Source organism: Herbaspirillum robiniae (assembly GCF_002213415.1).
In the GTDB taxonomy this organism is placed as follows: Bacteria; Pseudomonadota; Gammaproteobacteria; order Burkholderiales; family Burkholderiaceae_D; genus Herbaspirillum; species Herbaspirillum robiniae.
Window position 1 is genome coordinate 576,994 of sequence record NZ_NJGU01000004.1, and the last position, 13,659, is coordinate 590,652.

The window sequence follows — 13,659 nt, forward strand, 5'->3', positions numbered from 1 at the left end:
CCCGCTTCGCGAAAGCCCGCCAGCGGCCGGCGTCATCGCAGCGGCTGCCATCCCGGGGTGGAGGCGGTGGCGACCGCGTCATGGGCGTGCAGGCTTTCGATATGGCTGACCCTGACGCTGCAGGCGCGGAAGCCGGCCTCCAGCGCCAGCCGCAGCCGCCGCGCGGCGTCTTCCACGTACATCAGGTTGGCGCCGTTGCGCAGGGCGAAGGCTTGCTCGTCGGCGCGCTTGACCGCCGTTTGCACCGGCGTGCCCAGCGCGTCCTCGGCGGTGTCGATCAAGGCCGCCAGCGGCAGGCGTTCGCCATGCGGCGCCAGGGCGACCGCGACGTCGGCCGCGCTGCGCTGGCTGTGCGGCGTGGCCAGGCTGGCGCGTTCGGAGATCCAGTCCAGCACTTCGTCGCGCGACACCGACTGCGCGCCGGCGAAGTCGGCCGCGAAGGCATCCCGCAGAGCCTGCCGCGACAGCGCCGCCGAACACGGGCAGGTCGACGAGTACTCGACGCGCACGCCCAGCTGCATGCGGATGGCGCCGTCGCTTAGTTCGGCCAGCAGCCTGGCCGGATACGTCTTCCACCCGGCCAGGCCCGGCGTGACCAGCGCCGCGCGTCGCACCGGCAGGTCGAACGCCAGCGCCAGCCATGCCACCCGGGAGCCGCAATCGGCGTGGCTGTCCAGCATCTTCTGCAGCAGTGAGGCCAGCATGGGCGGCGAGAGTTGCTCACCTGAAGCGCGCTCGTCCAGCAGGCGGTACAGGCGCGACATGTGGATGCCCTTGGCCTGCGGATCGGGCAGGTCCACCGCCAGCTCGGCCCGGGCGGGCAGCAGCAGGCCGCCGTCCAGCCGCAGCATGGCGGCCACGCCCTGCATGCCGGCCGAGTCGAGCGGCAGGGGAATGGCGGCGCGTTCCTCGCGCGCGACGTCGGGGAGCCGGGCGGTCATCGTCAGCCCCATGCCGGGAAAGGATCGGCCATGCGCGCCCAGCCTTTGGGGCCTTGCGCCATCTCCTTGTCGCTCAGCAGGCAGGCGTCCAGGCGGGCGCGCAGCACCGGCTCGTCCATGGCCATGCCGATCAGGACCAGCTCCTGCCGCGCGTCGCCGACATTCTCATCCCATTGGTCGAGGATGAACCTGAGCGACTCCGGATCTTCCGGCCATTGCGCGCGTGGCACGGCAGCCCACCATTTCCCGGCCAGGCCGTGGCGGCAGACGCCGCCGGCCTGCGACCAGGATCCCGCCTGGGCCGGCCGGCTGGCCAGCCAGAAGAAGCCCTTGGAGCGCACCACGCCCGGCCACTCGGTGTTGATCAGGTCGAAGAAGCGTTGCGGATGCAGCGGCCGGCGGGCACGCCAGGCGAAGCTGGCGATGCCGTATTGCTCGGATTCCGGCACATGTTCGCCGCGCAGTTCCTGCAGCCAGCCGGGCGCTTCGCTGGCCTGTTCGAAATCGAACAGGCCGGTGTCGAGCACCTGGTCCAGCCGCACCTTGCCGAATTCGGCGCCGGCGATGCGCGCGCGCGGATTGAGGCTGCGCAGGATGGCATGCAGGCGCGCCTGGTCCTCGGGCGAGACCAGGTCCAGCTTGTTGAGCACCAGCACGTCGCAGAACTCGATCTGCTCGATCAGCAGGTCGACCACCGTGCGCTGGTCTTCCTCGCCCAGCGATTGGCCGCGTTCTTCCAGGCTGTCCTGGGAGCTGTAGTCCTTCAGGAAATTGAAGGCGTCGACCACCGTGACCATGGTGTCCAGCCGCGCCACGTCGGACAGGCTGGCGCCGTCCTCGCCGGTGAAGGTGAAGGTCTCGGCCACCGGCAGCGGCTCGGAAATGCCGGTGGATTCGATCACCAGCTGGTCGAAGCGCTTCTCGCGCGCCAGCTTGCGCACCTCCAGCAACAGGTCTTCGCGCAGCGTGCAGCAGATGCAGCCGTTGCTCATCTCGACCAGTTTCTCGTCGGTGCGGGAGAGCTCGGCGCCGCCGTTGCGCACCAGCGCGGCGTCGATGTTGACTTCCGACATGTCGTTGACGATGACGGCCACGCGGCGGCCTTCGCGGTTGTTCAGGATGTGGTTGAGCAGGGTGGTCTTGCCGGCACCGAGAAAGCCGGAAAGGACGGTGACGGGGAGCCGGCGGTCGGCGGGCTGGCGGTTCGGGGTTGGCATGGGGCTGAAAGGATGACGGTTGGGGCAGGGATGAAGACGCGGGGGTGCGCCGGTTCGTACGAGATGTTTCGCTCTATTGTTTTACTCTATTTGCAACTGAGTTGCGAATATGTGGAATATCCCACAAATGCAACAAAGTTGCAAATAGGCTCGACCATGAGGCCATGCGCGGAAGGAAGCCGGCGCTTGTGCTAGCATTGCGCCTCGCAACAAGGAGGCTTTTTCATGTCCCAGATCTTCCCGTACAAGGGGAACGCAGTCATTCCAGAAGTTCGAAAACTGGACAGCGGAAAATTCATGTCCTGCTTCGTGATCCACGAAGGCAAGGATGGCAGCGGCAAGCTGCGCTACCAGCGCAAGGCGCCCACCAATGAGTTCGATTCCGAGGATGAGGCGATCGCCTATATCCTGGATTTTTCGGGCGACTGGATCGACCAGAATCCCCTGTGAGCCGACGCAGCATGGCATTGCATGCCATGCAACGGGCCACGCCGAAGAGCCGCCGATGCGGCTCTTTTTCATTGGCGGCGGCGTTTGCGCGCCGCATGCGACAAATTGCCACATTCGCAGCGGGCCGCGCCGCTTCTACAATACGGCGCTTGTTCCAGCCATCGCCCGCGCGCCAGCGCCGGGCCGCCCGCCATGACCACCCACACCTACCAGCCCGCCACGGGCGCTGTCGTCGCCCGCCAGGGCACATCGGCGCTTGCCGCCTTGCTGCTGCGGCTGCATTTCTATATCGGCCTGTTCGTGGGCCCCTTCATCCTGGTGGCCGCGGTGACCGGCACGCTGTTCGTGCTGACGCCGCAGATCGAGGAGCGGATCTATGCCGAGCAGTTGTTCAACCGTTCGCAAGGCGAGGTGCAGGCGCTGGCCGCGCAGGTGAAGGCGGCCCAGGCGTATCTGGCAGGCCGAGGCGACAACCCGCGCCTGTTCGCGGTGCGGCCGTCCAAGGGCGAGGGCTGGAATACCCGCGTGATGTTTTCGCAGCCGGGCCTGGGCGACCAGAGCCGCGCCGTCTTCGTCGATCCGGTGAGCCTGCAGGTGAAGGGCGAGCTGCTGGTCTACGGCACCAGCGGCACGCTGCCGTTGCGCACGACGCTGGACTATCTGCACCGCAACCTGATGCTGGGCGACCTCGGTCGCAACTACAGCGAGCTGGCGGCGTCCTGGCTGTGGCTGGGCGCGCTGGGCGGGGTGTGGCTGTGGTGGAGCGCGCGCCGCAGGACGCGCGCGCAAGCGCACAAGGTGCGCCGGCCGGTCAGCGCGCGGCGCCTGCATTCGCTGCTGGGGATCTGGATCGTGGTCGGGCTGGTGTTCTTCTCGGCCACCGGGCTGACCTGGTCGAAATGGGCCGGCGCGCGCGTGAACATGCTGCGCGCCGAACTGCGCTGGATCACGCCGTCGGCGTCGATGCAGCTGCAGCCGGCCGCGCCCATGGCCGGCATGGACATGGGCGAGCATGCCGAACATATGGCGCATCTGCATGCCGGCATGGCCATGCCGATGCCGACGCTGGGCGACCCGGCGCGCTTTGACCTGGTGCAGGGCATCGCCCGCGCCGGCGGCATCGACGCGTCCGAGATCGAGATCCGCCCGCCGCGCGGCGAGAACCAGGCCTGGATGGTGCGCGAAGTCGACCGCTCGTGGCCGACCCAGGTCGATACCGTGGCGGTGGATCCCGAGCGCATGGCCATCACCAGCCGCGCCGACTTCGCCACCTTCCCGCTGATCGCCAAGCTGATTCGCTGGGGCGTGGATGCACACATGGGCATCCTGTTCGGCGTGGCCAACCAGATCCTGATGGCCGCCTTCGGCATCGCGCTGACGGCGATGATCGTGCTGGGCTACGTGATGTGGTGGCGCCGCCGCCCGGCGGCCGGATCGGGCCTGGCGCCATTGTCGGAAGCCTTCATGCGGCTGCTGCCGGCGCAGCGCGCCAGCGTCGGCGTGCTGGCCATCCTGCTGGGCTGGAACCTGCCGCTGATGGGCGTCAGCCTGCTGCTGTTCCTGCTGGTGGACGTGATCCGCTGGCGGCTGGCTCGGCGCTGAGGCTGCCGTCCGCTTCCATCTCGAACCACTCGCTGCCGCGTTGCACGAACGTCTGCGACGCGGCCAGCGCGAATGATTTCTCCTCGGGCTGCCAGCCCAGCCTGTGCACCGCGATTTGGTGCGCCTCCACCTGCAAGACGTTGAAGGAATTGGTCTCGCCGCGCCCGCGCGTGGAGGTGGCCGTGCCCGCCTGCACCACCAGCGCCGAGTAGCCGGGGATGTCGTAGCGCCCGGCGCTGCTGACGGCCGAGCTGGTGTGCACGTGCCCGGCCAGCAGCAAGTCGGCCCCGCACAGCGCGAAGGCGCGCATAGCCGGCACCGCCTTGCCGACCAGGTCGTGATGCTGCGGCCCCGGCGGCAGGTCGAAGGGATGGTGGGTGACGATGATCTTGATCATGTTGTCGCCGACGGCGGCCAGCTGGCGCCTCGCCATCTCGATCTGGCGGTCGTTGACGCGGCCGTCCTTGATGGTCAGCGAGCGCGCGGTATTGATGCCAACCACCACGACTTCGTCGTCCATGTAGACCGGCTGCAGGTCCTCGCCGATGTAGCGGCGGTACTTGCGCAGCGGCTGCAGCATGCGCGCGGCGACATTGAACAGCGGCACGTCGTGGTTGCCCGGCACCACCAGCTGCGGATGCGGCAGGGCGTCGAGGAAGGCGCGTGCCTCCTTGAACTGCGCGCTGCGGGCGCGCTGCGTCAGGTCGCCCGAGACCACCACCAGGTCGGGCTTGAGCTCGTGCACCTGGGCGATCAGCGGCGCGATGATGTCCGGATCGGTGCGGCCGAAGTGCAGGTCGGAGAGATGAATGACGGTGCGCATCAGTCGTCCCCCCACAGTTTGGCCAGCATGCCCGGTTGCTCCTCGGGCGCGGCGGCGGCTTGCTCCAGCGGCGGCACGATCACCTCCAGCGAGGCCGGGCGGATGCGGTAGCGCAGCGGCGTCTGCATGATGGTGACCTCGCCGTCGGTGGCCACGCGCAGGCGTTTCTTGTGGGTTTCGATCAGGATCTCGGTGGCGGTCAGGGCATCGAAGTCATGCGCTTCGCGCAGGCGCCCCAGCAACGCGTTCACGGCCAGGCGCAGCAGGCCCAGGCGGCCGGTGCGGTGGCACACATAGAGGCTCAGCTTGCCGTCCATGAGCGTGGAACGTTTGCCGATGTCCAGGCCACTCATCAGGTATTCGTTGTTGCCGATGAAGACGAAGGGCGTGCGGCGCCAGTGATCCTGGCCTTCCACGCGCATGCGCACGCGCAGGAAGGGATAGCGCCGCAGCGCGCCCATCGCCGCCCAGGAGAACGCCAGCCACTTGCCGCGACCCAGGCGCGCCTGCTGCTTCTCGCGCTCGCGCACGATGTCCGGATACAAACCCAGGCTGGAGTTGTTGATGAAGGGCACGCCGTTGACTTCGCCGCTGTCGACCCGGATGCGGCGGCCGGTGGCGATGTTGGCGATGGCGTCCTCCAGCACCAGCGGGATGCTCAGGTCCTTGGCGAAATGGTTCAGCGTGCCCAGCGGCAGCACGCCCAGCGCGCTTTCGCATTGCGGATCGGCGATCAGCGTGGAAGCCACGGCGTTGACGCTGCCGTCGCCTCCGCCCACCGCGACGATGGCGACCTTGTCGCGCACCGCGCGGCGCGCCGCGGCGATCATGTCTTCGCCGCCGGCGGCGAGATGAACCACGGCGCGCAGGCCGTGCTTTGCGAATTCACGCGTGATGTGGGCGGCCAGTTCTTCGGCGTGTCCGCCGCCGGCCTTGGCGTTGATGGCGGCCAGCACGTCGGGGCGGCCCTGGCTGCCGTTTGGATTCTGTTTGCTTTGCGGCAATTCTTCCGTCCGATTTCTTGTCGTGGGCGGCCGTCACAGCGCGGGCAGGAGCCCGGCCGCCTGGGTGGAAAATCAGTTGGAGCGCGTCCTTGCCGAATAGTGCCGCCGGGAGGTGAAAAGCGCCGTGGTCCAGAACGCGAACCAGGCCGTGCCCAGCAGCATCGCGCCCAGCACATCGCTCAGGAAGTGGGCGCCCAGGTAGACCCGGCTCAAGGCGGTCAGCGCCACCAGCAGCACCGCCGCGCCGGCCACCGCCGCGTTGGCGCCGCGCGCGCCCGTGCCCAGCCTGGCGGCGATCGCCCCGACCAGCGCCGGCTGGTTCAGCAGCCAGGCCGCCAGCATCGCGTACAGCAGGGTTGCCCCGATGGTATGGCCGCTGGGAAAGCTGTAGCTGTGCAGCACCAGGATGGGATCGTCGAAATGCGGGCGCAGCCGGGCGAACACATGCTTGAGGCCGAAATTGAACAGCATTCCGCCCGGCAGCACCAGCAGCAGGTCGGCGGCCCAATGCCATTGGCGCCGCCGCAGCATCTGCCACAGAAGCAGCGCGCCGATGGCCAGCACGCCGATGGTGCCGTGCAGGTGGGTGTAGCCGAGCACCACCTCGGTCAGCGGCGAGAAGGCATGGCGGTTGAACCAGTCGGCGATCTGCTGATCCAGCCGGGTCAGCTCGCCCCGGGTATTGACCTCATAGGCGACCTGGGCGAACAGCAGCAGGGTGGCGATCACGGCCAGCACGCCGGTGGTCAGCGGCAGGCCGAGGTAGTGGTCGCGCGCGAAACGGGCGCGCAGGAAATGATGAAAGGGTTTTGGGGAGTCGCGTTGCGGATCTGTCATCCGGCGATTCTAACGCGGCCCCCGGGGATGCTCCAGCGCGGCTTGTGCGGGCGGTTTGTGCGAGCCGCTTGGCGAGTGGCTTATGCGCAGGGATCGTTTCCCAGCGCGATGGCGCGCAGCGACGCCAGGTCGAGCAGCTCCACGTCGCGATGGTTGACCTCGATCACGCCCGTCTTCTTGAAGCCGGACAGCAGGCGGCTCACGCTTTCCACCGCCAGGCCCAGGTAGTTGCCGATTTCCTCGCGCGTCATGCGCAGCTGGAAGCGCGTGGACGAGTAGCCGCGGCTGGCGTAGCGCGACGACAGGTTGAGCATGAATGCCGCCATCTTCTGCTGCGCGGTCATGCTGCCCAGGGTCAGCATCACGCGCTGCTCGCGCGAGATCTCCAGGCTCATCATGCGATGGAACTGGCGCAGCAGCGCCGGCATGTCGCGGAACAGGTCTTCCAGGCTGGCGAAGGGGATCTCGCAGACTTCGCTGTCTTCCAGCGCCACCGCCTCGCACAGATGATGGCCGGCGCCGATGGCGTCCATGCCCAGCAGCTCGCCCGCCATCTGGAAGCCGGTGATCTGCTGGCCGCCGTTGGGGTTGTGCTGGAAGGTCTTGAAGTGGCCGAGGCGGATCGCGTAGAGCATGTCGAACTTGTCGTCCAGGCGGTACAGGGTCTCGTCGCGCTTGACCTTGCGGCGGCGGTTGATGACCTGCTCCAGCCGCTGCATGTCGCCCTGGTCCAGGCCCATGGGCAGGCACAGCTGGTGCATGCTGCAGGCCGAACAGCTGGCGCGCAGCGCCTGCACGTTGACGGCGCCGGCGGCAGGGGCGGAGCGGGACGGGGCTGCGGAGGGTAGGCTGGACATAGGTGTTTCGGTTTCCTTCTTCATGGTGTCGCCGGACCGGCTTGATCAGTCATCTCAATCATGTCGGCCTGACAACCGCGCCGGGTGGAGCCGGACGCTTGCTCTGCATCTCTTGTACCACAGTTCGCGGCCCCGGAATGTCTTCAGGACAACGCTTTGTGAAACTTTCATCAGTTCAGAGGCGCAGTTGCGTTTCAGTTACGTCGCGCAACGGGTGTTGCTTGTCGTTCAGTCACTTGATCAGCTTCAGCACCTCGCGGAACTGCGGATGCCTGCTGTCGCGCATCCACTCGTAGGCCACCATCTCCACCGTCACCGGTTCCGCGCCGGTCTGGCGCATGCGCGCGAAGGCGGCCTCGCGGTCGGACGGATTGCGCGAGCCGCAGGCGTCCAGCAGCGGCAGCACGCGGTAGCCGTTGGCGACCAGCGACAGCACGGTCTGCAGCACGCAGATATGCGCCTCGCAGCCGGTGACGACGATCTGGCGCACATGCGCGGGCAGGGCCGGCAGCAGGCCTTCGGCGCAGGCGTCGAAATGGCTCTTGGCCAGCACCTGGCCGCACAGCGCGCGGATGTCGGGATGGTTGGGGCCGAGCTTGTCGGGGATCTGCTCGGTGGCGATCACCGGCACCTCCAGCAGGCCGGCGATGCGCGCCATGCGCACCGCCTGGGCCAGGATGGTTTCATTGCCGTGGATGACCGGCAGCAGCTTGTGCTGCAGGTCCACCACCAGCAGCGCCGATTGGCTTGCATCGATCAGCATGGGCGGGTCTCGTCTCCAGGTTAAGGGCTTGGCAGGAATTGAACGGTTTGTGTCATTGACGCCATTTTGCGTCAAATCGACAATTTTTCCATCGACACATTCCGGAGCAATTCGATGACAAGCCAGCAATCCCAGCATGATAAGACGCCTTCCTTACCCGACGCTTATGCGGCCGCAGCGTCGGTGGCCACCGGCAAGCGCAATGCGGCCGTGCTGGCGGTGTGCCAGGGCTTGTTTACCTGCGCGATCTCGATCGACCTGACGCTGACCGCGCTGACCGGCTGGCAACTGGCGCCGGACAAGTCGCTGGCGACCCTGCCGTTCGCCCTGATCACGGTGGCCGGCGCGGTGGTGACCTGGTTCGCGGCCTTCCTGATCCAGCGCCTGGGGCGGCGCCTTTCCTTCGCGCTGGGCGCGGCCAGCTGCTGCGCGGGCGGGCTGATCTCGGTGTGGTCGGTATTCCATGGTCATTTCTGGACCTTCTGCGCCGGCACCGCGCTGGTGGGCGTGTTCCAGGCTTTCGCCCAGTACTACCGGCTGGCGGCGGCCGATGCGGTGACCGACGAGTTCAAGGGCCGCGCCATTTCCACCGTGCTGACCGGCGGCGTGATCGCCGCCATCATCGGTCCGGCGCTGGCGGCCTGGAGCAAGGACCTGTTCCCGGCGGCGCTGTTCTCCGGCGCTTACCTGGTGGTGGCGGCCATGGGCCTGCTGTCGGTGCTGGTGCTGCTGCTGTTCTATCGCGACATGGCCGCGCTGCCGGCGGCAACCGGAGTCCAGGCCGCGCACGCGCCGCCGCGGCCGCTGGGCGTCATCGTGCGCACCCCGGTGTTCGTCGCCTCGGTGGCCAACAACGTGGCGGGCTCGATGATCATGATGTTCATCATGACGGCCGCTCCGCTGGCGGCGGTGGCCTGCCATCACGGCATCGACGACGGCGCCGCCATCATCCAGTGGCACCTGATCGGCATGTATGCGCCATCTTTCTTCGCCGGGCGGCTGATCAAGCGCTTCGGCCTCGGTGCGGTGCTGCTGGCCGGGCTGGCGCTGAACCTGGCGTGCGCCGTGACGGCGATGGCCTCGACCAGCCTGCCGGCGTTTTATGCGGCGCTGCTGTTCCTGGGCGTGGGGTGGAATTTCAGCCTGGTCGGCGGCACGACCTTGCTGGCGCAGTCCTATGCGCCGTCCGAGCGGGCCAAGACCCAGGGGTTCTCCGAGCTGCTGCGTTACGGCGCGACCGCGCTGGCCACCCTGGGCGCCGGTCCCTTGCTGGCGCGCTTCGGCTGGGAAACCCTCAATGCGGCGATCCTGCCGGTGCTGCTGCTGTGCGCGCTGGCGACCGGGCGCTGGATGCTGGCCGAGCGCGCAAACCGCCCGCAGGCGCTGCGCGGCTTGGGATAACATGCCATGCATGACCTGCGCCTTATCGCCGGGGGCGGCATGAATCCGCCCCGTTCCTCCCCGTTTGCCGGGCCGCCGCGCCATATCGTGCTGCTGGCCAACGACGGCATGAACCTGCTCGACCTGTGCGGGCCGTTGCAGGCCCTCTCCACCGCGCGGCGCCAGGATCCCGAGGCCTATCGCATCCATGTGGTGTCGGCCGCGGGCGGTGCGGTGGTCACCGGCGCCGGGCTGCCGGTCGCCACCGAATCGCTGGCGCAGTTCGAGGCAAAGCTCGGGGACGGCGAGCGCATCCACACGCTGGTGGCGCCGGGCGGCAGCACCAGTGAGCGCTTCGTCACCAATCCGGCGCTGGTGGACTGGATACGCGAACGCGCCCCGCAGGCGCAGCGCGTGTGTTCGGTCTGCACCGGCGCCTTCTACCTGGCCGAGGCCGGCCTGCTGGACGGTTTGCGCGTGACCACGCACTGGGCGTGGGCCGAGCAGCTGCAACGCGCCTATCCGGCGCTGCAGGTCGATCCCGACCCCATCTTCATCCGCCAGGGCCGCATCTGGACCTCGGCCGGGGTGACCGCGGGCATCGATCTCGCGCTGGCGCTGGTGGAGCAGGATCTCGGACACCAGAAGGCCATCGCCGTGGCCCGCCAGCTGGTGGTATTCGTCAAGCGCCCGGGCGGCCAGTCGCAGTTCAGCGCGCCGCTGGCCTCACAGGCGGCCGGCGCCGGCCGCTTTGCCGAACTGCACGCCTGGATCGCGGCCAACCTGGGCGAGGACCTGCGCGTGGAGTCCCTGGCCGGGCGGGTCAACATGAGCCCGCGCACCTTCGCTCGCGCCTATGTGGCCGAGACCGGCCGCACGCCCGCGCGCACGGTTGAACTGATGCGGCTTGAAGCGGCGCGCCGGGCGCTGGAAGAGACCTCGCTGCCGTTGAAACGCATCGCCACCGATGCCGGCTACGGGGAAGAGCAGAACCTGCGCCGGGTGTTCCAGCGCCAGCTGGGCGTCAGCCCCGCGCAATACCGCGAGCGCTTCTCGGCGCATTGAGCGGTTTCAGGTTCAGGCAGAGGGCGGCGTGCTCGCCTCCGACAGGAAGCGTCGGCTTTCAGCCCGCACGCCATCGGCGATCCGCTCCCAGGTGCGGGCCGGGAAATCCGCCGGCAGTTGCGCCTGCACCTGGTCGAGCGCCGTTGGCGCGCGCTGCGCCAGTGCCAGCATCGCCTGCCAGGTCGCCTGGCCGCCATGCTTCATCGCCAGCTGGCGCCAGTGGCGGGCCTCGATGGTGTGGAAATGGCGATGCGGGTTTTTCGAACGTATCGTCATCGCCGGACCGGCCTGGCGCGCCCGGAACTGGTTGGCGCCGTTGCCGAAGTAGGGCCACATGGAGATCACGTCGTAGAGCGGCGTCATCTCGTAGCGGCCGCCGGCATGCAGGTGCAGGGAAAAGTTCTTGGCGTGGCCGTCGGTGGCCGCCAGCAGGCAGAAGGCCAGTTGCGCCAGCAGGAAATAAGCCTTGTCGCCCCTGTCGCCGCTGCCATTGAGCAGGGCCAGGCAGTGCTCCAGCCCCGGGCCGCCGTGGCTTTCATACTTCATCGACGGCGCCAGCCCCAGCGCCTGGCAGAAATCTTCCTGCGGCAGGCGCGCGATCCAGCGGCCGCCATCCATCCACGCCCGGTCGAAGCGTTCCACCGCCAATACCGTATGCGGGCCGAAACGCTCGATCGACGCCTCGGCCGCCGGCAGGCCGAGCGCGGCCAGGATGCGCGAGCACAGCCATTCGTTATGGACCGAATCGCCGGCGTCGACGCGCCGCATGGCGCCGCCGATCAGGCCCAGCGGCAGCTTGATGATGTGGGTGGTGGGCGTGGCGCCGTGCGGGCGACACCATTTGCCGTTGTGGCGGGTCAGGGCGGTCTTCTCCTGGGCGCCGGCGATGGAGATGCGCAGGTCCTCTGTAGGCAGTGGCAGAACATTCTCGTCGCTCAAGGGAGTGCAGAAGATATTTTTCCATCCTTCGGGCTCTAGGTCCTCCGGCAATAATTGGACTGCACCAATGCAATCACGTCCGATGGCACGTAGGAGATCAAAAGCATCCGAGGATGTCGTCGCGAACTGTCGTGCCAGGCGATGGCGTACCGCCATCTCGTCTGGCAGCAAATTATCAAAGTAATTTCTGACTGTATTGCCTCGAACTTCAAGCGAGCTAGTAAGTGGAAGAGATAAAGATAGCGGACGAAAATGCGGCGAGTCGACCCAACTGTCGGAATACCTAAAGGAATGAGTTTGCCTGTCGACGCTCCATGTCCCAACAAATTCACCATTCATCCAAGTTCTTAGGGATTTCACTACCATGCACCTTTTTTTCGGGGGGATGTAGTGGTAGGCATGGGAGTCAAATTACTTGAGCCGCCGATCTTTGGTCCAGAAATTGCCGGAGTCGTTGGAATGCCGCAGTTCAGCGGGCGTATTCCGACCGAAGCGTTAAGGGCAGACAGAATTTTCAGCAGCTGATTGAATTGGACGGTGCCGGGGTTAGCCTCAATTTCTGCGATACGTGCCTGACTTACCCCGATGAGCTCTCCCAATTGAGCCTGAGTAAGTTGTCGCTGCCTGCGTAGAGCGCGTAGATGTTCTCGCAACTGGGCGGGAAGAGTGATTGGGAGAAAGTGCGTCATGGTTTGGAGTATTCGTAAGGAGGCTGTGCCGCCTCACAGAATAACGGTGGCACCAAATATGCCAGTACTGTCTTAGTGCGATTTTTCAGTCCCCTCCAATGTTTTCAGCTCCGCCAACGAATCCAGCCACCACGACAGCGCCGGTCCCGCCTTGTGATCCGGCTTGTAGACGCACTGCACCGGCAGTTCGGCGCCTTGCGGCGGATGGTGGGTGGTGGTGATGGTCACCAGGCGGCCGGCGTCGAGGTCGTCCCGTACCACGTGCAGCGGCATGTTGCCCCAGCCCATGCCGGCGCGCAGCAGGGCGTGCTTGGTGCCGAGGTCACTCATGCGCCAGGTCAGGCGCGAATGCACCGAGAAGTCCTGGCGCGCGGTCAGTTCGCTACGGTCGGAGAGCACCAGCTGGGTTTGCTGCGACAGCAGTTTTTCCGAGATCCGCCCCTTGACCTGCGCCAGCGCGTGATGCGGCGCCACTACCGCCACCAGGCGCACGCTGGGCAACGTGATGCGCAGGAGGTTGGGCGGCGTGGTCGGCAGGGTGCCGAGGATGCCCAGCATGGCGCGCCCGTCCAGCACGCGCTCGGCGACCGCGCCCAGGGCTTCGATCTCCAGCCTTACCGTGACGGCGGGGAAGGCGTCGCGAAAGCGCCTGAGCAGATCCACCAGGCAGCCGGTGGGGAAGAACACGTCCACCGCCAGCGCCACTTCCAGCTCCTGCCCCCTGGCATACGAGTTGGCCCGCACCTGCAGCGAATCCACATGGTCCAGCACCTGCCGGGCGTCGGCCAGCAACGCCACGCCGGGATCGGTCAGTTGCGGACGGTAGCCGCTGCGGTCGAACAGCATCACGCCCAACTGATCCTCCAGCGAGGCGATGGCGTAGCTGACGGCCGACTGCGCGCGCGCCAGCTTGCGGGCGGCCGCCAGGAAGCTGCCGCTGTCGGCGACCTGGACGAAGACGCGCAACTGGTCCAGCGAGAGACGTTCGATGTTCATGGCGGGCTCTTTTCAAACTATATCTAATAATCAGATATTGATTATAAAAAGATAATCAGTTTTTTGTCTGAAGGATTTTGCCTATTCTGTCGTCAC

14 protein-coding genes are annotated in these 13,659 nt (G+C 66.9%); 4 read left to right on the plus strand and 10 right to left on the minus strand.

Features of this window, described 5'->3' with window-relative positions; translation table 11 throughout:
• Positions 1 to 32: 32 nt before the first annotated feature.
• Positions 33 to 941, minus strand: coding sequence for a GTP cyclohydrolase FolE2 (folE2, locus tag CEJ42_RS09215; RefSeq protein WP_088750707.1), 909 nt, complete (start codon positions 939 to 941; stop codon positions 33 to 35).
• 2 nt (positions 942 to 943) lie between these two features.
• Entirely contained in the window at positions 944 to 2,158 is a 1,215-nt protein-coding gene (zigA, locus tag CEJ42_RS09220; RefSeq protein ID WP_088750708.1) for a zinc metallochaperone GTPase ZigA, read from the minus strand.
• 225 nt (positions 2,159 to 2,383) lie between these two features.
• Here zigA and CEJ42_RS09225 point away from each other — a divergent pair, with 225 nt between their 5' ends.
• Together CEJ42_RS09225 and CEJ42_RS09230 are read left to right on the plus strand one after the other, a co-directional pair.
• Positions 2,384 to 2,608, plus strand: a complete 225-nt coding sequence (locus CEJ42_RS09225; protein WP_079214810.1) for a hypothetical protein — start codon at positions 2,384 to 2,386, stop codon at positions 2,606 to 2,608.
• A 192-nt stretch (positions 2,609 to 2,800) separates the two neighbouring features.
• Positions 2,801 to 4,210 carry a PepSY-associated TM helix domain-containing protein gene (locus CEJ42_RS09230; RefSeq protein ID WP_088750709.1) on the plus strand — a complete coding sequence of 470 codons (1,410 nt, stop codon included), beginning with the start codon at positions 2,801 to 2,803 and terminating at the stop codon, positions 4,208 to 4,210.
• Here CEJ42_RS09230 and CEJ42_RS09235 read toward each other — a convergent pair.
• The 5 genes from CEJ42_RS09235 to CEJ42_RS09255 form a co-directional block, all read right to left on the minus strand.
• Positions 4,152 to 5,033 carry a metallophosphoesterase family protein gene (locus CEJ42_RS09235; RefSeq protein ID WP_088750710.1) on the minus strand — a complete coding sequence of 294 codons (882 nt, stop codon included), beginning with the start codon at positions 5,031 to 5,033 and terminating at the stop codon, positions 4,152 to 4,154. The two genes, CEJ42_RS09230 and CEJ42_RS09235, sit on opposite strands and share 59 nt — an antisense overlap.
• A complete protein-coding gene (locus tag CEJ42_RS09240; protein WP_088750711.1) occupies positions 5,033 to 6,037 on the minus strand; it encodes a diacylglycerol/lipid kinase family protein in 1,005 nt (334 codons plus the stop codon). Before CEJ42_RS09240 ends, CEJ42_RS09235 begins: the two co-directional genes overlap by 1 nt.
• Positions 6,038 to 6,109: 72 nt before the next feature.
• On the minus strand, positions 6,110 to 6,874 hold the full coding sequence (locus tag CEJ42_RS09245; RefSeq protein WP_088750712.1) for a phosphatase PAP2 family protein: 765 nt from the start codon (positions 6,872 to 6,874) through the stop codon (positions 6,110 to 6,112).
• 80 nt (positions 6,875 to 6,954) lie between these two features.
• Positions 6,955 to 7,731: a fumarate/nitrate reduction transcriptional regulator Fnr gene (gene fnr / locus CEJ42_RS09250; RefSeq protein WP_079214815.1), complete on the minus strand. Its 777-nt coding sequence runs from the start codon at positions 7,729 to 7,731 to the stop codon at positions 6,955 to 6,957.
• Positions 7,732 to 7,963: 232 nt separating this feature from the next.
• Positions 7,964 to 8,494, minus strand: coding sequence for an isochorismatase family protein (locus CEJ42_RS09255; RefSeq protein ID WP_088750713.1), 531 nt, complete (start codon positions 8,492 to 8,494; stop codon positions 7,964 to 7,966).
• A gap of 114 nt (positions 8,495 to 8,608) precedes the next feature.
• Here CEJ42_RS09255 and CEJ42_RS09260 point away from each other — a divergent pair, with 114 nt between their 5' ends.
• Entirely contained in the window at positions 8,609 to 9,895 is a 1,287-nt protein-coding gene (locus CEJ42_RS09260) for an MFS transporter (protein WP_088750714.1), read from the plus strand.
• A 39-nt stretch (positions 9,896 to 9,934) separates the two neighbouring features.
• A complete protein-coding gene (locus CEJ42_RS09265) occupies positions 9,935 to 10,939 on the plus strand; it encodes a GlxA family transcriptional regulator (RefSeq protein ID WP_088750765.1) in 1,005 nt (334 codons plus the stop codon).
• Between the two features lie 12 nt (positions 10,940 to 10,951).
• Here CEJ42_RS09265 and CEJ42_RS09270 read toward each other — a convergent pair whose 3' ends face one another.
• The 3 genes from CEJ42_RS09270 to CEJ42_RS09280 form a co-directional block, all read right to left on the minus strand.
• Complete coding sequence (locus tag CEJ42_RS09270) at positions 10,952 to 12,244, minus strand: HipA domain-containing protein (RefSeq protein WP_243397828.1); 1,293 nt, start codon at positions 12,242 to 12,244, stop codon at positions 10,952 to 10,954.
• Positions 12,238 to 12,567 carry a helix-turn-helix domain-containing protein gene (locus CEJ42_RS09275; protein WP_088750715.1) on the minus strand — a complete coding sequence of 110 codons (330 nt, stop codon included), beginning with the start codon at positions 12,565 to 12,567 and terminating at the stop codon, positions 12,238 to 12,240. The genes CEJ42_RS09270 and CEJ42_RS09275 overlap by 7 nt, the downstream gene beginning before the upstream one ends.
• A gap of 72 nt (positions 12,568 to 12,639) precedes the next feature.
• Positions 12,640 to 13,563, minus strand: a complete 924-nt coding sequence (locus CEJ42_RS09280; protein ID WP_088750716.1) for a LysR family transcriptional regulator — start codon at positions 13,561 to 13,563, stop codon at positions 12,640 to 12,642.
• Positions 13,564 to 13,659 lie beyond the last annotated feature (96 nt).

What these genes read in the sequence shown, in the direction of transcription:
- folE2 (WP_088750707.1), bottom strand. Translation starts at nt 941, where the DNA reads ATGACCGCCCGGCTCCCCGACGTCGCGCGCGAGGAACGCGCCGCCATT.
- zigA (WP_088750708.1), bottom strand. Translation starts at nt 2,158, where the DNA reads ATGCCAACCCCGAACCGCCAGCCCGCCGACCGCCGGCTCCCCGTCACC.
- CEJ42_RS09225 (WP_079214810.1), top strand. Translation starts at nt 2,384, where the DNA reads ATGTCCCAGATCTTCCCGTACAAGGGGAACGCAGTCATTCCAGAAGTT.
- CEJ42_RS09230 (WP_088750709.1), top strand. Translation starts at nt 2,801, where the DNA reads ATGACCACCCACACCTACCAGCCCGCCACGGGCGCTGTCGTCGCCCGC.
- CEJ42_RS09235 (WP_088750710.1), bottom strand. Translation starts at nt 5,033, where the DNA reads ATGCGCACCGTCATTCATCTCTCCGACCTGCACTTCGGCCGCACCGAT.
- CEJ42_RS09245 (WP_088750712.1), bottom strand. Translation starts at nt 6,874, where the DNA reads ATGACAGATCCGCAACGCGACTCCCCAAAACCCTTTCATCATTTCCTG.
- fnr (WP_079214815.1), bottom strand. Translation starts at nt 7,731, where the DNA reads ATGTCCAGCCTACCCTCCGCAGCCCCGTCCCGCTCCGCCCCTGCCGCC.
- CEJ42_RS09255 (WP_088750713.1), bottom strand. Translation starts at nt 8,494, where the DNA reads ATGCTGATCGATGCAAGCCAATCGGCGCTGCTGGTGGTGGACCTGCAG.
- CEJ42_RS09260 (WP_088750714.1), top strand. Translation starts at nt 8,609, where the DNA reads ATGACAAGCCAGCAATCCCAGCATGATAAGACGCCTTCCTTACCCGAC.
- CEJ42_RS09265 (WP_088750765.1), top strand. Translation starts at nt 9,935, where the DNA reads ATGAATCCGCCCCGTTCCTCCCCGTTTGCCGGGCCGCCGCGCCATATC.
- CEJ42_RS09270 (WP_243397828.1), bottom strand. Translation starts at nt 12,244, where the DNA reads ATGGTAGTGAAATCCCTAAGAACTTGGATGAATGGTGAATTTGTTGGG.
- CEJ42_RS09275 (WP_088750715.1), bottom strand. Translation starts at nt 12,567, where the DNA reads ATGACGCACTTTCTCCCAATCACTCTTCCCGCCCAGTTGCGAGAACAT.
- CEJ42_RS09280 (WP_088750716.1), bottom strand. Translation starts at nt 13,563, where the DNA reads ATGAACATCGAACGTCTCTCGCTGGACCAGTTGCGCGTCTTCGTCCAG.